The sequence below is a fragment of the Flavobacteriales bacterium genome, from assembly GCA_020635855.1.
In the GTDB taxonomy this organism is placed as follows: Bacteria; Bacteroidota; Bacteroidia; order JACJYZ01; family JACJYZ01; genus JACJYZ01.
Genome location: JACJYZ010000002.1, coordinates 295,388 through 319,142, shown reverse-complemented (window position 1 = coordinate 319,142; position 23,755 = coordinate 295,388). Strand labels below are relative to the sequence as shown.

Sequence of the window (23,755 nt, the reverse complement as noted above, 5' to 3'; positions counted from 1 at the left end):
TGCATGGTGAGCCAGCGCATACAAGGATTTGACACCCTCAGGGCAGTGGCCGCTTTAACGGTAGTCATAGGACACATCGCCCTGCTCAGTTATCCAGGATCGGGCACAACGGATACCACTTTTCAAACACCCTACGGACACATCGCGGTGGTACTGTTTTTTGTACTCAGCGGTTTTCTCATCACATACCTGCTTTTACAGGAAAAAGAAACCCACGGATCGATACATATTTACAAGTTCTACCTGAGACGCATTTTTCGCATATGGCCGGTGTACTACCTGGTGCTTCTCTCCTCGTACCTGCTTTTCGATGCCAACTATCCCGGAATCACCATCGGTTTGTGTCTGGGCATTTTCCCGAACATAGCCCATGCCCTGGATCAACAATGGCCTACAAGTCCGCAGATATGGTCCATCGGTGTAGAAGAACAATTTTACCTGGTATGGCCTTGGATCATCACATATTGCTCTCGCCGGAACCTGCTTCGTGTAAGCGTAGCTTTTGTCATACTTTACACGTTGTTGCCCAACATCATAACTTTTTTTCAAACATACGCAGTGCCGGATGCGGCCCGGGGTAATTTCTTCAACCGTTTTTTTTACAGCGACAAGTTCAACTGCATGAGCCTGGGTGGAATCATGGCTTACCTGCATATGTACCATATGTCATTTGTACAACGCACCCTTTCCAAAAGGTTGATCATATTGGTGATGTGCATTGCCGGGGTGCTTTGGTACGGAGGGTTTTACCTGCCTGCTTTCAACGATGAGTTTTTTGCCACCCTGTTTGGCATCGCTATACTCGGTATTGCCACCCATGGGAAATTAGGAGCAAAGCTGGAAACAAAACCGCTTGTTTTCCTTGGCAGGATCTCTTACGGCATATACATGTATCATTGGATCATCATTCTGTTGATGCTTCAATGGATGAGAAACAGCGACCTTCCCGTCTCCGTGTTTCTGCCTGTTATGTTCGGGGCGGGCGTGGGGCTGACCATCCTTGTTTCCTGGTTGTCATTTCAAACCATGGAACGTTTTTCGCTCAGGCTTGGTAAACGCTTTGGATCGGTCGAGACGACAAATAGAGAACGTCGCTAAGATACATCAGCGGAGCGGATGCCATTGAGCGTAATTTCCACCTTATCCGGACCGGGATATGCGGGCGACTTCATCACCAGTACGCCATCTACGGAGAACGACTCATCCATATTGGCAGATGCCACCACCTGGTATCCCAAACCAGACAGCGCATCCATACAAGACTGATGCAAAGCATTCGAATGTGTGGAAATGAACAGGTATCCCACCTTATGTTCCTTTAACATCTTGGAAGCACCTTCCAGCATGTCTCCTTCAAAGCCTTCGATATCGGAATGCAAAATATCCACAAAAGAAATGTGCTTCATCCTGCAGTAATCGTCAAGTGTAATCGTGTTGGTTGCAAAGTCACTTTGCGCCCCGATGCGAAACAAACTGAAATCCCCTTTGCGCTTGTTGAGCCGAAAGTTGTACTGTCCGGTATGAATTTTATCCAGCGCCGCTTCCACCATAAACGCCCTGCCATTGGTTTCGGACAGAAACCAGAGCGAATAGAAAGCCCAATAGGCACCCATCTCCACCATCACCGGCTGCTTTCCTTTCATGGCCTGCAGTATCTTTCCAAACACCAGTTCTTCCTGTGGTTCATGTACACCTTTGTTTCTCATCAATAAAGAAAGCATGCGCACATCATAGTAGCTGAGCAGATCCACTTCTACTCCGTTGTGCATCACCAAACGTCCTTTCCGGACCTTACCGGCATCGGCTGCGCGTGGAATCTTCAGGTTGTCGGCACATGACATGGTAACCGCAATCCTCTCTTCCCACGCAGCTGCATCGTATTCACCGGATAAAATCTCCAACGGGTCAATTCCCTTACCTACCCTCTCCAGTGCATGTTGGCGTACTTCATGCTGATGACGTCTTTGGAGGTATCCGTAAAAGTCGGACAGCACCAATGTCTTGTATAGTTTCCGTTTGAAAAGGGCAAGGGGATTCATTTCATTACCGTGTCAAAAGCTAACTACCTCCTGGAATTCCTCCAGTGCAGGCATGGAGGTAGCATAATGCATGTGATACAACAAAGCGTGTCCGACAAATGCCGCACAAATGGAAAAGGTGGAAGGCGGACCGGCAATATAATGGCACATTGACATCCTTACAAGGTCTTCCATTGCATTGCCACCGGATCGCTGAATGTACAGGCCCGGGATAGAAATATCCACGCTTTCATTACTAAAAACAACGAATGATGCGTTGGGCAGTATGCTTCGGATGTGGCTCACCAGTTTTTCATACACTTTCACCTCGTAGTAGTACCTGCCACCTTCAAAATCCTTAAAATCACCCAGGCGCATGTGTATCCCAACCAGCACCGTTTGATGTTTCTGGTCCATCACACTGTCGCGCCAGCGCTTCGCACTATCCATATAATACTGTTTAGGCATCATGTAGGCGATGATTTCCTTTCGGTGTTTTTCAACCAGCTGCGGATTACGGAATGACCACCCCTGGACCAGAACGGTGCGGTAAGGTTTATCCAAACCCAGATGGGGTTGGTTCAGCATGAATTCCTTTTTGGTGTGATCATACTTCCTCACATCCACAATGGCCACCTTTGCATTGGGCAACCTGGAAAGCTTATACATGAATTTGATCCTTACCGGGAAGAACAATTTTATAACCAGTTTATGGATCCAGGGTATTGTTGAAAAGTACACCCGCAACCTGCCCTTGATCGGCCATGCGAAATATGGGGCATATACATCAAAATGCGGATATACGAATTGATAGCCATACTCCTCGCAATAGGCAAAAAAACTTGCACTCAACAATAATCTGTTAGCCAATTGCCCTTTCTGATCAATGATTACTATTCGCACCGTTGTATCATCAAATTACCGGAACCAATGAGCGGAGGTCCGATTTCCACTTCACCCATTGTTCACGCAATGAAAGTTTACTTTTTTTCAGAAGTTCTGCCATATACCGGACCGATTCGTCTTCACCCCTTCGTTTGAATTCCCCGTACCAGTATAGGAGAAAATCATGACAACCTTTAATAATATCGGTTCTTCGCCGGTCATCCACCTGTGCCAGGAAGGATCGGTAACGTCCGTCAGCGGCCACCTGCTGCAGGTCATGTAACAAATCCGAAAGCAGGAGCGCTCTTTCCAATACCATTTGATTTCTGTGCTGTACGGTTTTTGAATCAGGATGTTCGATGAAATTCACAACAACCTGATCCACCACGCGTATGTTCGCGGTTGAATGCAGCAAAACAAACCGTATCCACATATCCAGGTCCATACACAGATGAAGGGTTTCATCCAATTGCCCCAGGCGTTGGATACATGTTTTGGAGAAAAATGTGGCCGGTTGATCGATCCTTGCATGTGAAAAAATCTGAAAATCATTTCCAAGGGGGGTTTGAGAAATCCAGGTTTGCTCCATACCAATAATCCTGGATTTGGCAGCAACGGCATGGGTTGTTCCCTGCTCATAGGCATCAGCGATGGCAGCGAACGCATCGTGCTCGTAGTAGTCGTCGCTGTTCAACCAATGTACGATGTCACCCTTTGCCTTGCCAAGCCCTTTGTTGATCGCATGTGTCTGACCGCGATCCGGCTCCGATACCCAATAGGCCAGATGGGGTTCGTACTTGCGCAGCATATCCGTCGTGCGATCGCTGCTCCCCCCGTCAATCACAATGAGTTCTTTTTCGGGGTAACCCTGATCCAGCACACTGCAAATGGCCTTTTCCAGGAACTCCGCTCTGTTCAATGTGGGTATGATGATGCTGAATCGCGGTTTGGTCATAACTTCAGGCAATGGCAGGGTGTTTCCAGCATATGTCAGGGATATATGCTTTCCAGGTATCGGGGTGAGTTTGGTAGGCATGGCATCCGAACGGAAGCTGACCGGCGGTAAGCGCCAATGTTCTTTCCGGTTTGTTGTCGGCAGCAAAGAAGGCAGAATCCACAGGAAGGGGTGCATGGAACCAGGTGAATTTTTCCGGCACTTTTATCGCCCAGAAAATATCTTCGTTGCGGTCGTACCGGTTAAACAAATGGAAGGTATTGTTCCCGAAAAAGTAAAAGTAAAGGGCCGGCAAAATACCTTTCCAGCCTTTTTCCATAAGGTTGGCGCGGAAAATATCCCTGAAGGAATAGATGGTGCGGAAAGACGAAAGCACTTTCAAGGATGCACCCACCTTACGTAACGAGAATCCCCCGTTGAGTGTAACCACAGGTATCCGCTCAGAAAATTTATCGGGCAAAATATCGTGCACCGGGGCACCCACATAATCATACCCACGATCGCACCAGCTCATCAGCTCATCACTGAACACAAATGCATCCGTTTGGCAAATGAGGATATGAGAATATGTTGAAAATGCACGGTAAAACCCAATGGATACCATCAACCTGTTATAACCGGTTAAGTCTTTGAAATACATTTCTGCAAAAGTGCATACCCGGATCTCAGGCCAGCGTGCGGTGTAATTGCTGTAGTCCATTCCCTTCGGCCCAACCAGGTAGCAATCGTACGCTGCCAGTTTATCCAAGTTATTGGTAAGGGCTGCCCATTCTTCAACAGGCAAATCCTCCCGGTAAACCGGAACCACCACCGCGGGATATGTTTCAGCGGGATTCATCAAATAAGTTTCATGATCATGGGTGCCGAAAACCCTACCCGTTCTCCCGATACCTGTTCCAGTTTCCGACCTTGTCTGTATATCCGTATGTTCATTCCGATTCCTCTGCCCTTTCGTGCGATCCATTCTCTGAAAAGCATTCGGGTTCCGGCTTTAAGTTCTTCCGCACTGCACAATCCGTCCTTCCACATTTGCCACAACATGTGGCCGTATTCGAGCAAATTGGTACCGGATTGCGAATGTTGTGAGCGTGCGCTTTGCGCATGATGCCTGAAATAGTTGCATTGTTCAGCACATTCTGCCACCTGCGTATTCCGCGCAATCCAACACCAGAAGAGCCAATCTCCATTGAGGCGGTAGGGCAGCACATGTTCACGGTACCGGAGCCAAAGATCTTTCCGAAACACAACGGCACTTGCATTGGGCACCGGATTGCTCAATGCCCAGTTCTGTTCGCGAACCGGCGATGCAGGTGTTTCATGACCGGGTTCCGGGATACCGGCCTCGTCCACAGATGCCGATCCCAGTATCACCATACCTACACCGTTATGAAAATGTTCACTGGCGATTTGCAAAAAGTCAGGGGTCGAAAAATCGTCACTTTCGGCAATCCAGATCCAGTCACCGGTGGCTGCATGAATACCTTTGTCCCACTGGAGAAAGGTGGAGCCGCTGTTTCGGGTATTGTAGAGCACCGCGGCGGTTTGAGGTTCTTTCCTGTATTTTTCCAACCATCCCCTGCTGTTGTCAGTGGAATTGTCATCCAGCAATATCACTTCAAAATCCCGGAACGACTGGAGATAAACAGATTTCAAACGTTGTTCCAGAAACCTGCCGTGGTTGTAGTTGGGGACGACTATGCTGACCTTCGGCATACGGTTATGTTTTGCTTCCAGGCACTGGCAAATGCTGCCATATCAAATGCATCGCGCGCCTGTTGACGCGCCTGTTCGGAAATTTGCAGGAACAAAGATGGATCGGTTAACATACGCAGGGCATCCAATGCCTGCTCTACAACCTGATCAGGTTCCGGAGAGATAAGGAATCCTGTACGGCGGTTCTCCACGTAGTCACGCACGAATCCGACGTCGGTTGCAACCGGTACCAGACCGAAAGTCATCGCCTCGGCCACCGCCTTCGGAAAACCTTCCGAAGAAGAAGTCAGCAGAAGTATGTGCGATTCATTCAGGATATCCTGCAACCTGCGTACATCATCAATGGTACCATAAAGATGAACATCTCTTTCCACCCCTGGATGATCTTGCGGCCTCGGGCCGATGGCGGCAAACGTGAACGGCAGATTTTCCGCCCGGGACGCCCTGGCAATCCGACAAAACAACCCGAAGCGTTTTTCCATGGAATCACGCCCCAGGAAAACCACCCGGGTACCATATGTCTTTTGAACAGGTTGCACCGCCAACGGCACACAGTGGGGTGTGACGGTAACTCTTTCCAGAAGATCCGGATTCAATCCGTTTGCGGCATAGCGCTCAGCCAGGAGTTGACGCAAGCCCTCGGTAACCGCTACACGCAGGTTGATCCGGGGCGTCATATCAATATTCAGGTATGCATCCTGTTTTTGAGAATCCGCAATGCTGTTGTGCACCACATCCATCACCGGTACGCGGGGAGAGATATGGGGCCAGACATCCTCAATCGATTCCCTGTGCCAGAAAATCACCACCGGAGATTTGGAATGATTGATGCGGGCGGAGATAAAACCCACAAAGAACGGCTTGACCCAATAGGCAAGACGGCTCGCTTCATAATAGTCACTCAGGAAGCGTACCCGCGCGTATTGTCTGAAACTTGGTAACATTGCCGTATCCACCTTTTTTGCCGCCTTATCCTTTAACCTTTCGTACCCCAACCACCTGTTGACCCGATATCGGACAAACAACTCCGAACTTTTGCGGGGAAGGGTTCGCAGAATATCCAGATGTACATGCTCGGTTCCTCCAACCGATGCCAACGGGATAAAAAAAAAGCGTGCTCACCTGTGCGCGGCGCCAACAACCAGCCGGCCAAACGGCCGCACGCGAAAAACAATTCTGATATGCGCGACTTCAGGTTCATGGATGGAGGATACGTTCAAAAACCTGTACATATTTCTCAGCGCACAGGTTCATGTCGAACTTGCGACCGGCCGCCAGGGCATAGTCCCGATGTTTGCTCAACAACCCTTTATCACAAAGATATTCTTCTATCGCATTGGCAAAAGCTTCCGGATCCGGAGGCTGGTGAGTCAGCGGAATGATCTTTCCCGCACGTTCACCGGAGCCGATATCGAGCATGTCGGCAATATCGCCTGCATCGGTTGATATGACCGGTTTGCCATTCATCAATGACTCAATAACAGTATTGGGAAGACTTTCAGCGGCATAATAGGTAGGAAACACCACCAGGTCCCATGTTCGCAACACGGGCTCAACATCTGCCAGGAAACCCAGGAATCTGATACGAGGTTCCGACACATATTTTTCTTTCAACGATGCGATATACGGGTGATCGGTATACCCGAGTTGAAGCTCGATATGATCATATCCTTTCTTCAACAACATTTCAAAAGCGTCAATAAGTACCTGCCATCCCTTGGCTTCAATCCCCCTGGCAAACAAGCCTATGATGAATGTGTGTTTTTCCACAGCCGCTTCTGTTCTGTCAGGTGGTGTATATCCATAATATATCTTCGTTATCGGTCCGGAAAACCCATGTCTGTCGGGCAGCAAGCGGTTTCGTTCAGACGCGAGCACAACCGCGCTCGTTTTTTTGAAAATGGTATGCGTTGCAAGGTCAAAGTGTTTTCTGTCATATACCACATTATCAACAACGATGTTCCCCTGCTGGTCTACCAAACGATTGTACTTTTCAAACGACCCGTGCATGGAGATCACAAATGGCATGGATCGAAGCTGTTTGGCAACGAATAAATCCGCCTCCCAGAGATGGGCATTCACAACCTGGATACCGTGTTTGCTGATTTGCTTCCTAAGGAACCTGCCTTCCAGGAATTGACGCATGCGCACCCTGGTATTCCGGATCCCGAAGCGGTTCAGAAGGCCGTTCACCCGCCACAGCAGATTGTCGGTTGCAGCACCCAACTGAAGGGTGTGCAAAAATGTAGGTGTAAAATCTTTGGCCACGTGATGTGCGATGAACGTACTCAGATCTTTCCGGGTAGGATAAACTTCATACAGAAAAACCTCATGCTGACGTGAAAGCATCCATGCCAGCCGCAGCATGAAGATCTCAGCACCACCGGTACCTATCTGATTTGTAACAAACAATATTCTCATCGTCGGGTGAATACGGCCATGATCACATCGGCTTTGTATCTTTTGGGAACAAACGGGTAGCATGTTCCCGCGAACCTACTCATGCTTCTCAGCACCGGAGGAAGCCGCGCCAGTTTCCTGCTCAGTTCGTTCACCAGAATAGGCCTTGCTTCCGGCTTGGGATGAGAATAGTGTACGTGGGTAAGGCGAATCGGAAACGCTTTTTCAATTCCTTTAAAAGCCTTCCGGCCCCAAAGCCCCATGTGATGAGGGGGTTTATCCAACGGATTGTATGGTTGTCCCATGAAATCGTGATTAGGGACAGTAAACAACAGATGACCACCTGGTTTCAAACATGCGATACAGGCATCTATAAAATCCTTCACATTCCAGATGTGTTCCAACAGATGAAAAGCACATACAACGTCAAACTTTTCTTGTGTGTGTTGGGCAAAATGCTCAACAACCTCCTGCTCAATCACAAGCTGTTTACGTCGGGCTTCATCAATGGCTTTCCGGTTCAACTCCAAGCCTATTCCCTTCGCCCCCGCAATAACCAGTTTTTCCAGAAAATTACCGTTTCCGCAACCTACCTCGAGTACCGAATCTCCAGGCTTCACATACGACAAGGCTTGACCGAAATCCCACTTCTGCTGCACATAGTACCAGGAGAATTCCTGCAACTGATCGTACACTTTTTCATCGGCGGAAAGCGAAAAAGGATAATAGAACCTGTAGTGCGTATCGGTACATTCATACACACTGATTTCTTTTATCTCATGAAAAAACCGTGAGATATCTATTCCGTAATCCCGGCTATAGTGATCCACAATGGAGACCGCCTCAAACGATTGAATTTTCCTGGCTGCCTTTCCGGTCAGCGGACTGTTTACGGTATTTGCGGTTGTATTCATAGATATGCGACAGGCCGTTACAGGCCGATCGAAGAGAAATCGATATTCGGAAAATAGCGGGTGAATGTTCGGATCCGTTCCATTTGTGCTTCCGACAAGTCGTGTTGCCCACGTCCTACAACCCCACGGTTAAACCGCATGTCATCACGGCCTGAAGAAGTCGCCAAGCTCTCATGTAACTTATGGTCGGGAATGCCTGAGCCCAGAAAATCGTGTATCTCACGGTAAACCTTTTCCGGATCAGCCACCAGTGATTCATATGTAAGCCACAATTGTTTATCGGTATTCTTATTTCTCTCCCAGGTGACCACAAAATTAACAACCCATGGCGTCAGAAAATCAATCACCATATCCAGTTGAGCCTCTTTATCCAGCTGAAAATAGTTCTGATCCGGAAAAATCATGAACCAATACTGATAACTTTCCCTATGCAGATGGTCATGAAAACTGATGATGATATCGTAGATATTCCGTGTGAGCACCAGGGGTCGTACCTTATATTTCTCCACAAGTTCCAGGTTATGGCTTGCGGCTTTCAGGTGCTGATGGATCACGTACCCGGATCCGTAATGATCAATCAGTTCGGGTTCATAAAAGTCCTGCTCCACCTGTCCGGGAGAACTGCGCAAGGTACCATAGCCATAGTTCAATTGCGCTGCCAGCATTTTGCTCAACCAGGTAGAACCCGACTTGGGCAGGCATGCAACCAAAACATATTTACTTGGCCCGGCAGGAAGATCCTCCGACCTGGCGGAGATCATATCGAGTATCGTTTGCTTTTTTTGTTTGTGCCAGAACATCTTGTTGACTTAGAAGTCGTTTCCGGATTTTTTAATGCCCCATTTCTGCGGAACATACACACCTTGCCTGCTCCCGTCATTCGGATAGCCGGAACCATAAAAATCTCCCCGTAAAACTGTAAACCTGAATGCATGTTCAACCGAATCGGCTATCTCCTTGTTGACCTTCAACGTTGCCAACACCGAGAACTCACCATACATGAAAGGTAAGGGTTCCAATTCACAAACCAGCGTACCGGTGGAGGTGTCGTGTTTGAACGGTGCGCCTGCCATCCGGTTATTGAGGGCGGTTACAAATTGATTATCGCCATTGTATATCGCAAGTCCCGCTTCCACCTCATATGAAGACGGTTTACCAGAAGCCTGATGTTTATAGGTAATTTCAAATCTCACCGGACTTCCGGATGTAACAGTGGTGGTTTCAAGACCATCCGACATGGAAATCATCCGGATCCGAACAATCAGGAACTGTCCGTTCCCTTCTCGGTTGGTCCTTTCCTCCAAGCCGATCACAGCATCCTTTTCCGCAAGACCTGCGAGATAAGAACCCACTACCTTGTCACGGTCATCAAACATTTCCAATCTCCCCGAACGCAACAACATGGCTTTGGTGCAAAATGCTTTCACGGCACCCAGATTATGGCTCACAAACAGCACAGTTCTTCCGTGTTTAACAATTTCATCCATTTTGCCCAGGCATTTTTTCTGGAAATCGGCATCACCTACAGCCAAAACTTCATCGATGATCAGGATATCCGGATTCAGGTGCGCCCCCACAGCAAAGGCCAAACGCACGTACATTCCACTGCTGTAACGCTTAACAGGCGTATCAATGAACTTACCCAAACCGCTGAACTCAACGATCTGATCAAACTTGGCTTTGACCTCTGCGCGGGTCATTCCCATGATGGTTCCGTTCAGAAAGATGTTTTCACGGCCAGTTAACTCGGGATGAAAGCCTGTGCCCACTTCCAGCAAAGACGACACCCTGCCAACCACTTCAATACGTCCGGTGGTAGGCTCCATGATACGTGACAAGATCTTGAGCAAGGTTGACTTTCCGGCGCCATTGTTACCAATAATTCCAACCGCCTGACCTTTCTCGATATTGAAAGACACATCCCTTAGCGCCCAAAATGCGTTCTCCTCCCGGCTATCAGCGGCAAACAGGTTGCGCATATACCGACCCATTCCGGGTGCCCTGGCCTGACCCAATTGAAATTCTTTGGAAACTTCCTTTGCAACAATGGCATCGTATGCAGACACTGTCATCGGTATTTCTTTATTTCTCGGTCGTAATTCATTTCCAATCCAAACATGTTTCATCCATGGGCATGATGCATGCATTCACAGACCTAAATAAGGTCAGCCATTAACCTTTCTGTCTTTTTGAAAAAATAAAGTCCACTCACAAAAATAAATGCTGTAATCCCAAATGATATATAGGTAAACACATGAAGCGCACCCGTTCCAAGGATGGCCCACCTGAACCCTTCCACAATACCTGCAACCGGGTTCAGAAAATAAATCGCCGTGGCCCATTCGGGTAAAGACTGGGTCACAACTTCCGCGGGATAGGCAACCGGGGAAATATACAACCCAAGTTGCACCAAAAAAGGAACCACATGCTGAAAATCCCTGTACCGAACGGTAATCGCACTCAGCCACAATCCCATACCAAGTGCTGAAACGACAGTAAGCACTACAAACACGGGCAAAAACACAAGGTGATGGGAGGGTTTGATGGCGTATATGAACAACAGCACAGCGATGAAGACAAGCGTTACCAGAAAATCGATCATTCCCACTGCAACTTTCGAAAAAGGTATAATCAGCCTTGGAAAATATATTTTCTGAATAATGTGCTGCGCGCCAATGATCGCATTGCCCGATTGGTTCAGGATAAAGGCAAAATAGGTCCAGGCCGACATTCCACACATAGCAAACAAAGGGTACGGTACGTTGCCCGTATCAATATGGAAGGCATGGCCGAATACCAGCGCAAAAATCAACAATGTGAACAAGGGTTGTACAACAACCCAAGCAAGCCCAAGGAATGTTTGCGCATACCGTACACGATAGTCCCGGTATGCTAGAAGGAGAAAAAGATCTTTGTATTGAAGCAATTCCCGGAGGTGAAGTTTGGGGATTCCTTTTGATGCTTCAATAATGACTCTTTTTTTGGCCTCCATCTACCAATGATTAGCGGGTAAAGATACAATTCTAGGAATTCCAACCGGAAATGGTACGGGACTCCTGCAACGAATAAAACCCTGGCACCCTTTGTTCGTATAAAGATCAGGCTGAAAATCAATGTCATGCCGATGGTGCATCCCGGGTTCATCAAATGACCTTGTCCTTAAAACAAATGTATTTATCTACTTTTACATCAAATCAATCACTTGTATCTTGTTGAGCCATATTAAAATATGCCTACTCACGGCGCTGTTTTGCGTTCTTCAAGGACATATTTGTAAAGGACAGGCGCCTCCCGAGCCGTCTTCGCTTTCCAACCTGCAATTGTGGTTGCGTTCCGATTCGGTCGCACGATCCAACGATACCGTCTCCACCATCTTTGACAGGTCTGGAAACGGACGCAATGCATCACAAGCAACCGATGCAAGCAAACCTCTATACATACCCGCCGAGCCAGGGGTCAATAACCATCCTTCCATCAAGTTCGACGGTTCCAATGATTTCATGACCGGTACTGGTGCCCTGGGTGGCATCACCAAGTATACCTTCTTCATGGTGTCGCGCATCAGGGCACACAAAAACTACAACTGGATCTTCCAGAATGCACCTGCTGGAACTTCCGCCAACTTCAGCATTTCAGGAAACTCCGCCGGTAAGTATTCCCATTGGGCCGTTGGGGGCGGTGGACAAGGCATGTTCAACAACGCCGTGGCAACTACCGATTACGATATCATCACCGTGGTCAGCAGCAACGATTCTACCCCCAAGGCCCGATTCTTCAAAGACGGTTTTGCCGAAGGAACAAACACTAACAGCACTTCTACTCATGCCGCCGACGGGTATACACTCGGACGGTGGAACGGAGGCGGGTCCAACTTCAACGGAGAGATCATCGAGATCATCCTCTACGACAGAAGGCTCTCTTCCGATGAAAGACAACAAGTTGAAAATTACCTCAGGTACCGTTACTTCCCAGCTCAGTACGTCGCTGATGTCGACCTGGGTACTGACATCAACCTCTCTTACGGTTTCTGTGACACCACGCTGGATGCCGGAAGCAACTATGTCTCTTACCTCTGGAACACGGGCGAAACAACCCAATCCATTCAGGTCAATGCTTCCGGTTCATACTCGGTCATGGTCACAGATACTTTCGGGCATGCTTCTTCCGATTCCATCAACGTTACATTCCCTTCTCTGAATTACCCCGCAACTTCTTCCATTTGTTTGAACGACAGTGTCCTGTTCAACCCGAACCTATCCGGTGACTATACCTACCTCTGGAGCGATGCACGAACCTCCGAACAGGTGTTCTTCTCGGTGCCGGGGGATGCATGGGTGGATATCTCCGATTCAAACGGGTGCACTGTCACTTCCGATACCATCGCTTTTACCGTGGATTCTTTCCCCAACTTCATCTCCCTGGGACCTGATACCGCCATCTGTAACGGCAACTTCATCGCACTCAAAATGGGCGATGAGTTGGTGGCATCTTATCTCTGGAGTTCCGCAAGTACAAACGACACAATCGTGCCCACAGCTTCGGGTACTTTCTGGGTCCAGGTGACCGATACCGCCGGTTGCATCGCATCAGACACCATCGACATCACCATCAACGGATCTGCCCCGGCTGCCGCTTTCTCCGCTGATACCGTCTGCCTGGGACTACCAACTACCTTCGCAGACCTGTCCTACTCTACCGATGCCAGCAACATCGATTCATGGCAATGGGATTTCGGTGATGGTAACACGGATACCATTGGTTCGCCGATTCATGCGTATGGTACATCGGGCACCTTCCTGGTGACGCTCACCGTAACCACCGACTCAGGGTGTGCAGCTCCGTTCACCAAACAGGTGTATGTGGCAAAAACTCCCGGCATCGATTCCATTTCCGTTGGGTTCACATGCATGAATGCGCCGCTGCCTTGTTCGGCTTTCGCTCAAACCGACTCCCTGGACAACATCATCCTATGGAGCTGGGACTTCGGCGATGGCAACCAGGCTACCGGTAAAGACACCGTTCATTCTTTCTCTTCACAAGGAAACTTCAACATCCATCATGTGATCTCTACACATTTCGGATGTAAAGACTCCACCGATTACAACATCGACATTACGGACCTTGCTACTCAAACACCGCTGCTGTATACACCCCCTTACGGCTTTGAAGATCCTGAAAGTGTCTCTCTTTCCTGGCAAACAAGTCCCTGCGGTTCAAGTTATGATCTGTTCATCGCTGATGATCCTGCTTTTACTTCAACGGTCCTGCGAGACAGTTCCCTGAACAACCCTGATTATACGGCTGTTCTACCCGGTGGATCTTACTATTGGAAAGTACGGTTCTTCGACGGCACCAATCACTCAAACTGGTCGGCTTCTTCATCTTTCTCTATTGTTTCTCCTGATCTCATTCCTGGAATAGCCCTCTGGTTGAGGTCCGATTCGGTCGCACGATCCAACGATACCGTCTCCACCATCTTCGACAGGTCTGGAAACGGACGCAATGCATCACAAGCAACCGATGCAAGCAAACCTCTATACATACCCGCCGAACCAGGGGTCAATAACCATCCTTCCATTCGGTTCGATGGAACAAATGATTTCATGACCGGTACTGGTGCCCTGGGTGGCATCACCAAGTATACCTTCTTCATGGTGTCGCGCATCAGGGCGCACAAAAGCTACAACTGGATCTTCCAGAATGCACCGGCCGGAACTTCCGCCAACTTCAGCATTTCAGGCAATGCTTCCGGTAAGTACTCTCATTGGGCCGTTGGGGGCGGTGGACAAGGCATGTTCAACAACGCCGTGGCAACTACCGATTACGATATCATCACCGTGGTCAGCAGCAACGATTCTACCCCCAAGGCCCGATTCTTCAAAGACGGTTTTGCCGAAGGAACAAACACTAACAGCACTTCTACTCATGCCGCCGACGGGTATACACTCGGACGGTGGAACGGAGGCGGGTCCAACTTCAACGGAGAGATCATCGAGATCATCCTCTACGACAGAAGGCTCTCTTCCGATGAAAGACAACAAGTTGAAAATTACCTCAGGTACCGTTACTTCCCAGCTCAGTACGTCGCTGATGTCGACCTGGGTACTGACATCAACCTCTCTTACGGTTTCTGTGACACCACGCTGGATGCCGGAAGCAACTATGTCTCTTACCTCTGGAACACGGGCGAAACAACCCAATCCATTCAGGTCAATGCTTCCGGTTCATACTCGGTCATGGTCACAGATACTTTCGGGCATGCTTCTTCCGATTCCATCAACGTTACATTCCCTTCTCTGAATTACCCCGCAACTTCTTCCATTTGTTTGAACGACAGTGTCCTGTTCAACCCGAACCTATCCGGTGACTATACCTACCTCTGGAGCGATGCACGAACCTCCGAACAGGTGTTCTTCTCGGTGCCGGGGGATGCATGGGTGGATATCTCCGATTCAAACGGGTGCACTGTCACTTCCGATACCATCGCTTTTACCGTGGATTCTTTCCCCAACTTCATCTCCCTGGGACCTGATACCGCCATCTGTAACGGCAACTTCATCGCACTCAAAATGGGCGATGAGTTGGTGGCATCTTATCTCTGGAGTTCCGCAAGTACAAACGACACAATCGTGCCCACAGCTTCGGGTACTTTCTGGGTCCAGGTGACCGATACCGCCGGTTGCATCGCATCAGACACCATCGACATCACCATCAACGGATCTGCCCCGGCTGCCGCTTTCTCCGCTGATACCGTCTGCCTGGGACTACCAACTACCTTCGCAGACCTGTCCTACTCTACCGATGCCAGCAACATCGATTCATGGCAATGGGATTTCGGTGATGGTAACACGGATACCATTGGTTCGCCGATTCATGCGTATGGTACATCGGGCACCTTCCTGGTGACGCTCACCGTAACCACCGACTCAGGGTGTGCAGCTCCGTTCACCAAACAGGTGTATGTGGCAAAAACTCCCGGCATCGATTCCATTTCCGTTGGGTTCACATGCATGAATGCGCCGCTGCCTTGTTCGGCTTTCGCTCAAACCGACTCCCTGGACAACATCATCCTATGGAGCTGGGACTTCGGCGATGGCAACCAGGCTACCGGTAAAGACACCGTTCATTCTTTCTCTTCACAAGGAAACTTCAACATCCATCATGTGATCTCTACACATTTCGGATGTAAAGACTCCACCGATTACAACATCGACATTACGGACCTTGCTACTCAAACACCGCTGCTGTATACACCCCCTTACGGCTTTGAAGATCCTGAAAGTGTCTCTCTTTCCTGGCAAACAAGTCCCTGCGGTTCAAGTTATGATCTGTTCATCGCTGATGATCCTGCTTTTACTTCAACGGTCCTGCGAGACAGTTCCCTGAACAACCCTGATTATACGGCTGTTCTACCCGGTGGATCTTACTATTGGAAAGTACGGTTCTTCGACGGCACCAATCACTCAAACTGGTCGGCTTCTTCATCTTTCTCTATTGTTTCTCCTGATCTCATTCCTGGAATAGCCCTCTGGTTGAGGTCCGATTCGGTCGCACGATCCAACGATACCGTCTCCACCATCTTCGACAGGTCTGGAAACGGACGCAATGCATCACAAGCAACCGATGCAAGCAAACCTCTATACATACCCGCCGAACCAGGGGTCAATAACCATCCTTCCATTCGGTTCGATGGAACAAATGATTTCATGACCGGTACTGGTGCCCTGGGTGGCATCACCAAGTATACCTTCTTCATGGTGTCGCGCATCAGGGCGCACAAAAGCTACAACTGGATCTTCCAGAATGCACCGGCCGGAACTTCCGCCAACTTCAGCATTTCAGGCAATGCTTCCGGTAAGTACTCTCATTGGGCCGTTGGGGGCGGTGGACAAGGCATGTTCAACAACGCCGTGGCAACTACCGATTACGATATCATCACCGTGGTCAGCAGCAACGATTCTACCCCCAAGGCCCGATTCTTCAAAGACGGTTTTGCCGAAGGAACAAACACTAACAGCACTTCTACTCATGCCGCCGACGGGTATACACTCGGACGGTGGAACGGAGGCGGGTCCAACTTCAACGGAGAGATCATCGAGATCATCCTCTACGACAGAAGGCTCTCTTCCGATGAAAGACAACAAGTTGAAAATTACCTCAGGTACCGTTACTTCCCAGCTCAGTACGTCGCTGATGTCGACCTGGGTACTGACATCAACCTCTCTTACGGTTTCTGTGACACCACGCTGGATGCCGGAAGCAACTATGTCTCTTACCTCTGGAACACGGGCGAAACAACCCAATCCATTCAGGTCAATGCTTCCGGTTCATACTCGGTCATGGTCACAGATACTTTCGGGCATGCTTCTTCCGATTCCATCAACGTTACATTCCCTTCTCTGAATTACCCCGCAACTTCTTCCATTTGTTTGAACGACAGTGTCCTGTTCAACCCGAACCTATCCGGTGACTATACCTACCTCTGGAGCGATGCACGAACCTCCGAACAGGTGTTCTTCTCGGTGCCGGGGGATGCATGGGTGGATATCTCCGATTCAAACGGGTGCACTGTCACTTCCGATACCATCGCTTTTACCGTGGATTCTTTCCCCAACTTCATCTCCCTGGGACCTGATACCGCCATCTGTAACGGCAACTTCATCGCACTCAAAATGGGCGATGAGTTGGTGGCATCTTATCTCTGGAGTTCCGCAAGTACAAACGACACAATCGTGCCCACAGCTTCGGGTACTTTCTGGGTCCAGGTGACCGATACCGCCGGTTGCATCGCATCAGACACCATCGACATCACCATCAACGGATCTGCCCCGGCTGCCGCTTTCTCCGCTGATACCGTCTGCCTGGGACTACCAACTACCTTCGCAGACCTGTCCTACTCTACCGATGCCAGCAACATCGATTCATGGCAATGGGATTTCGGTGATGCATCTACCGATTCGGTGCAGAATCCGCAACACACCTTCGCTTCAAAAGGAACTTTCAATGTGACACTCACCGTAACCACCGACTCGGGATGTGCCGGGTTGACTTCGAAAACCGTTTATGTTGCGCAACCTGCATATATTGATTCACTGGCCATAATGAATCTTTGCAGCGGTACGCAAACCACCTTTAACGGCTGGGCCTCAAAAGACTCCGTAGATGCCATCAACACATGGTTGTGGACATTCGGAGACGGATTTGTATCATCACAACAAGACACCGTACACACATATGCCACCAGCGGGTCATTCACACCACAATTGCAGGTAGCAACCGTGTTTGGATGTTCAGACTCGATGTCGCGGGCCATTGAAATCACGGATATCACCGCCACCGTACCCGGTTTAGTTCAGCCGCCTTACAACTACAATGCATTCAGCCCGGTTAACCTTCAATGGGAACAAAACCCATGTCTGGACATATACCAGGTGTGGGTCTCAACAGATGTAACATTTGCAGACAGTGCGTACTTCAATGACTCACTAACAAGCACGTTCGTTTCGGTGCCGCTTGCACCGGGCACATACTACTGGAAAGTACGTTACTCGGACGGCACATCCCTGTCGCCATGGTCAGCCGCGTCAGTATTTCATATTACCGATCCGCTTACCATTCCCGGACTTACCCTGTGGCTCAGGTCAGACTCCCTCTCCCTATCATCAGATACGGTGAATGCGGTCTTCGACCGGAGCGGGAACAGCTATGATGCCATGCAGACTTTACTGGGCAATCGTCCGTTGGTAAATCCCTCGGTTGCCAGCATCAACAACCACCCGTCGGTTGTATTCAACGGTAGCAATCAATACATGACCGGTACTGCATCGTTGGGTTACATGAAAAATTACTCCTTTTTCATCGTTTCAAAGATCACGACCCACAAGGATTATAACTGGATATACCAAAATGCACCCGCAGGTGTGTCCACCAGTTTCAGCCTGGCAGGCAGAGGAACTCAACGCTACAGCCACTGGGCGACAGGCGGAGGCGGCGGTGCGAATTTCAGCACCACCGTCGACAATCAGTTCCACATCGTTTCGATGGTATCATCCAACGATTCAATACCCAAAACCAGGTTTTACACCGACGGTATTGCCACCGGTTCGAATACCAACGCCACAACCACGCACAGTGCAGCGGGATACACCATTGGGCAGTGGAACGGCGGAGGTTCCAACTTCAATGGTGAAATTGCAGAGATCATTATTTATGATACTTTGCTTTCCGACGAGCAACGCTATCAGGTAGAAAATTACCTCAGAAACCGATACTTCCCTTCTACACTTGAACCGGATGTAAACCTGGGTCAGGATGTAAACGTAGCATATGGATATTGCGATACTACATTGGATGCCGGATCAGGGTTTATCACTTACCTCTGGAGCACGGGAGAAACATCACAATCCATACAGGCATACCAAACCGGCACCTACTGGGTAAGTGCGACAAACGATTACGGACATACTTCGAGGGACTCCATCACAGTTACATTCCCGGCCATTCAGATGCCAGCCCAGCTCCAATTCTGCCAGGGAGACAGCATCACCTGGAATCCGAACCTGACCGGTAACTATACCTTCAACTGGAGCAACGGAAGCACAAGTCAGGTTCTCACCACATCGGTACCGGGTAGCTACTTTACCGAGATCACCGATTCCAACGGATGTGTTACCTATTCAGACACACTCACATTTGTAATGGATAGCTTTCCCAGTCATACACGCCTGGGAAATGACACAACCCTCTGCAGCGGTAACAGCATTGGTTTGATTTCCGGCTACGATCAGGCCGTTGTTTACTTATGGAGTACGGGTGGCACCCATGATACGCTGGTGCTAACAACAAGTGGAAATTTCTGGGTGGAAGTTCATGACTCGCTCGGATGCATAGCCAGAGACACCATTGCGGTAACGGTAAACGGAACAGCACCCACCTCTTCCTTTTCAACGGATACGGTTTGTCTGGGTATGCCAACCCCATTCACAGACCAATCTCATCCGAACGATCCCAGCAACATCGTGAACTGGAACTGGGATTTCGGTGATGGTAACACAGATACCATTGGTTCGCCGATTCATGCGTATGGTACATCGGGCACCTTCCTGGTGACACTCACTGTAACCACCGACTCGGGGTGTGCAGCTCCGTTCACCAAACAGGTGTATGTCGCAAAACCTCCTGTCATCGATTCCATTTCCGTTGGGTTCACATGCATGAATGCGCCGCTGCCTTGTTCGGCTTTCGCTCAAACCGACTCCCTGGACAACATCATCCTATGGAGCTGGGACTTCGGCGATGGCAACATGGCTACCGGTAAAGACACCGTTCATTCTTTCTCTTCACAAGGAAACTTCAACATCCATCATGTGATCTCTACACATTTCGGATGTAAAGACTCCACCGATTACAACATCGACATTACGGACCTTGCTACTCAAACACCACTGCTGTATACACCCCCTTACGGCTTTGAAGATCCTGAAAGTGTCTCTCTTTCCTGGCAAACAAGTCCCTGCGGTTCAAGTTATGATCTGTTCATCGCTGATGATCCTGCTTTTACTTCAACGGTCCTGCGAGACAGTTCCCTGAACAACCCTGATTATACGGCTGTTCTACCCGGTGGATCTTACTATTGGAAAGTACGGTTCTTCGACGGCACCAATCACTCAAACTGGTCGGCTTCTTCATCTTTCTCTATTGTTTCTCCTGATCTCATTCCTGGAATAGCCCTCTGGTTGAGGTCCGATTCGGTGGCTCAAACAAACGATACCGTCTCCACCATCTTCGACAGGTCTGGAAACGGACGCAATGCATCACAAGCAACCGATGCAAGCAAACCTCTATACATACCCGCCGAACCAGGGGTCAATAACCATCCTTCCATTCGGTTCGATGGAACAAATGATTTCATGACCGGTACTGGTGCCCTGGGTGGCATCACCAAGTATACCTTCTTCATGGTGTCGCGCATCAGGGCGCACAAAAGCTACAACTGGATCTTCCAGAATGCACCGGCCGGAACTTCCGCCAACTTCAGCATTTCAGGCAATGCTTCCGGTAAGTATTCCCATTGGGCCGTTGGGGGCGGTGGACAAGGCATGTTCAACAACGCCGTGGCAACTACCGATTACGATATCATCACCGTGGTCAGCAGCAACGATTCTACCCCCAAGGCCCGATTCTTCAAAGACGGTTTTGCCGAAGGAACAAACACTAACAGCACTTCTACTCATGCCGCCGACGGGTATACACTCGGACGGTGGAACGGAGGCGGGTCCAACTTCAACGGAGAGATCATCGAGATCATCCTCTACGACAGAAGGCTCTCTTCCGATGAAAGATACCAGGTGGAAAATTACCTCCGGAAACGATACTTTCCTGCCAATGTCATACCTGACGTTACACTTGGATCCGACATCAACATCGTCTATGGTTTCTGTGACACCACACTGGACGCCGGAGCCGGATATGCTTCTTACCTATGGAGCACAGGAGACACCACGCAATCCATCAAAATAAATGCTTCCGGCACGTACTGGGTAGAAGTACAAAATCCTTACGCACACACATCCCGTGATACCGTAGAGGTGCAATTTACGCATCACATCAAGCCAAACGTATCCGCATTCTGTTTTGGAGACACCATTACCTGGGACCTGGAACTGGATCCCATTTACGACTATACCTGGAATACCGGCGACACCACCAGAAACCTGCAGATCACAGGACCGGGAACATACGTGGCAGACATGTACGATACACTGGGATGCCACTACCTGGATACCCTTACTTTACAAATGGATTCATTCCCGGCCATCATGTCACTCGGCCCCGACACCAACTTCTGCTCCGGCAATGAACTCTTTATCCAGATCGGCGGAGACAACGTTACCCAATACATGTGGTCAGACGGTTCCACCACCAAAGGCATGACGGTTCAAACCACAGGATCTTACTGGCTGGAAGCTGTTAACATCAACGGATGCGTGGCAAGAGACACCGTGGTGGTAGACAGCATCATCGGAAAAGCTCCGTTCACCCTGTTCTCATCCACCCAAACCTGCGAGAATCAGAGCACATCATTCTCAGACCTTTCGAGTGTCTCACCCCCGGATGCAATTAACATATGGCAATGGGATTTCGGTGACGGAAGCACCAGTACAAATATCAACCCGAATCACATGTATGCGGATACAGGATGGCATCACATCTCCCTGCATGTGGTAACCAATACCGGATGTACCGGAGATTACCTGGACTCGGTGCTAGTATACCCCAACCCGCTGGCACATTTTCAATCGCTGTTTGCATGCGAAAATGGTCCTACTCAATTCCACGACCAGAGCCAGAATTACCGGGGAGACGACCCTGTTACCGGTTGGGAATGGAGCTTTGGCGACGGCAACACGGGAACAGGTTCCGACCCGGTGCATGTGTACGGATTGGACTCAATATTCTCCGTGCAATTGATTGCGACCACAAATGCCAACTGCAAAGACACCACATATGGTAAAGTAACGGTCAGACCCTCACCGGAAGCCGCCTTTGAACACAGCGAGGTATGTGACGGTGAGATCATCCAGTTTGCCGACATTTCAATCATCCCTTTCCCATGGACATCCACAGGACGTACATGGACATTCGGAGACGGAAAACCGGGCAGCACCAATGCGAGCCCAGTGTACCTGTATGACCAGGCCGGTGAATACGAGGTAACATTGATTGTAACCGCCAACAGCGGATGCACCGACACCCTCCGGGAAAATGTGGTGATCCATGAATTACCCACTGCCTATTTCAGTGGAACCGATTTTTGTATGGGGGAAACATTCACCCTGCAAGATTCCAGCTATGTGGCATATGACAGCCTGGTTGATTTCAACTGGGTCTTTGAAGGACATGGCACAGCCACCGGAGACCAGGCCACATTTACGGTAGCGGATTCCGGCCGGTATGATGTGATGCTGGAAGTAACTTCCTCCGCCGGTTGTGTGGGCAGTACAACCCAACAGGTGGAAATCCATGGACCCCCATCACCCGACTTCACATTCGATCCCACCTACGGCGCACCACCGCTGAAGGTGAACTTCACCAATACAAGTGCTGGCGCAGTTAACTACCTGTGGAACTTTGGCGACAGCGGCACCAGCAAACAAAGCGACCCAAGCCACACATTCTCCGACATCCGGATCTACAACATCCAACTGATTGCAATTGACACCTATGGTTGCCTCGATTCCATTTCAAAATCGATCAAGGTGATGCAGCCCATCCTCGACCTGGCCGTTGTGAAGGTTTATACCACCACATCCGGCGGATACGTCAGCGTATCGGTAGATATGGTGAACTTCGGTACGAGGGACATCACCAGCGCCGACTTGCTGTTGCGCACAGACAATGGTCACTCCATCCGGGAACAATGGACCGGTCTGATACAAACAGGCGAACTGGTTCACTATACATTCGTAAGCGCACTGGAATTGCCTCCATCAGGTACCTTCTCGTATATATGTGCAGAGGCGCAAAACCCGAACGGAGAAACGGATGACGTTCCGTCCAACAACATTCAATGCCCGGCAGATGAACAGCAACCCCTGCTGCTGAATCCGTATCCGAACCCGGCAGATGATGAGGTACATCTCGACTTCATCCTGCCTACCGAGGGAGACGTGACACTGACCATCTACTACGCCGACGGCAAGCAAATGATCCAGGTGTTTGCCGGTGAAGCGCCTGCCGGTTTGAACCGGTTGACGTTCAGCGCACGTACTTTTGCCAAAGGATTCTACACCTGCCAGCTTACCTACGGCAGCCAGGTACTCCACAAACATTTCCTTAGAAAATAACCGCGGTCAGGTGTTTTCACACGA

At 49.5% G+C, this 23,755-nt stretch carries 13 protein-coding genes; 2 read left to right on the top strand and 11 right to left on the bottom strand.

What is annotated here, in order from left to right; genetic code table 11:
- Window positions 1–3: 3 nt before the first annotated feature.
- Window positions 4–1,098, top strand: a complete 1,095-nt coding sequence (locus tag H6585_01285; GenBank protein MCB9446961.1) for an acyltransferase — start codon at window positions 4–6, stop codon at window positions 1,096–1,098.
- On the opposite strand, the gene H6585_01280 is transcribed toward H6585_01285, so the two are convergent.
- The 11 genes from H6585_01280 to H6585_01230 form a co-directional block, all read right to left on the bottom strand.
- Complete coding sequence (locus H6585_01280) at window positions 1,095–2,039, bottom strand: FkbM family methyltransferase (protein MCB9446960.1); 945 nt, start codon at window positions 2,037–2,039, stop codon at window positions 1,095–1,097. The genes H6585_01285 and H6585_01280 overlap by 4 nt on opposite strands.
- A 12-nt stretch (window positions 2,040–2,051) precedes the next feature.
- Window positions 2,052–2,687: a hypothetical protein gene (locus H6585_01275; GenBank protein MCB9446959.1), complete on the bottom strand. Its 636-nt coding sequence runs from the start codon at window positions 2,685–2,687 to the stop codon at window positions 2,052–2,054.
- 244 nt (window positions 2,688–2,931) lie between these two features.
- Window positions 2,932–3,870, bottom strand: a complete 939-nt coding sequence (locus H6585_01270; protein ID MCB9446958.1) for a glycosyltransferase — start codon at window positions 3,868–3,870, stop codon at window positions 2,932–2,934.
- The gene (locus H6585_01265; protein MCB9446957.1) at window positions 3,863–4,696 is read right to left on the bottom strand and encodes a hypothetical protein; all 834 of its coding nucleotides are present in this window, start codon (window positions 4,694–4,696) and stop codon (window positions 3,863–3,865) included. Before H6585_01265 ends, H6585_01270 begins: the two co-directional genes overlap by 8 nt.
- Complete coding sequence (locus tag H6585_01260) at window positions 4,696–5,571, bottom strand: glycosyltransferase family 2 protein (GenBank protein ID MCB9446956.1); 876 nt, start codon at window positions 5,569–5,571, stop codon at window positions 4,696–4,698. The genes H6585_01265 and H6585_01260 overlap by 1 nt, the downstream gene beginning before the upstream one ends.
- Entirely contained in the window at window positions 5,553–6,515 is a 963-nt protein-coding gene (locus H6585_01255; protein MCB9446955.1) for a glycosyltransferase, read from the bottom strand. Before H6585_01255 ends, H6585_01260 begins: the two co-directional genes overlap by 19 nt.
- A gap of 253 nt (window positions 6,516–6,768) precedes the next feature.
- Window positions 6,769–7,992 (bottom strand): glycosyltransferase family 4 protein, encoded by a 1,224-nt coding sequence (locus H6585_01250; GenBank protein ID MCB9446954.1) that lies wholly within the window; start codon window positions 7,990–7,992, stop codon window positions 6,769–6,771.
- A complete protein-coding gene (locus H6585_01245; GenBank protein MCB9446953.1) occupies window positions 7,989–8,885 on the bottom strand; it encodes a class I SAM-dependent methyltransferase in 897 nt (298 codons plus the stop codon). The genes H6585_01250 and H6585_01245 overlap by 4 nt, the downstream gene beginning before the upstream one ends.
- Window positions 8,886–8,902: 17 nt before the next feature.
- Window positions 8,903–9,646: a sulfotransferase domain-containing protein gene (locus tag H6585_01240; protein MCB9446952.1), complete on the bottom strand. Its 744-nt coding sequence runs from the start codon at window positions 9,644–9,646 to the stop codon at window positions 8,903–8,905.
- Window positions 9,647–9,694: 48 nt separating this feature from the next.
- Window positions 9,695–10,957 carry an ABC transporter ATP-binding protein gene (locus tag H6585_01235; GenBank protein MCB9446951.1) on the bottom strand — a complete coding sequence of 421 codons (1,263 nt, stop codon included), beginning with the start codon at window positions 10,955–10,957 and terminating at the stop codon, window positions 9,695–9,697.
- A gap of 83 nt (window positions 10,958–11,040) precedes the next feature.
- Window positions 11,041–11,877 carry an ABC transporter permease gene (locus H6585_01230; protein MCB9446950.1) on the bottom strand — a complete coding sequence of 279 codons (837 nt, stop codon included), beginning with the start codon at window positions 11,875–11,877 and terminating at the stop codon, window positions 11,041–11,043.
- Window positions 11,878–12,094: 217 nt separating this feature from the next.
- Between H6585_01230 and H6585_01225 the strand changes: the two genes are divergently transcribed.
- A complete protein-coding gene (locus H6585_01225) occupies window positions 12,095–23,731 on the top strand; it encodes a PKD domain-containing protein (protein ID MCB9446949.1) in 11,637 nt (3,878 codons plus the stop codon).
- Window positions 23,732–23,755: the final 24 nt, after the last annotated feature.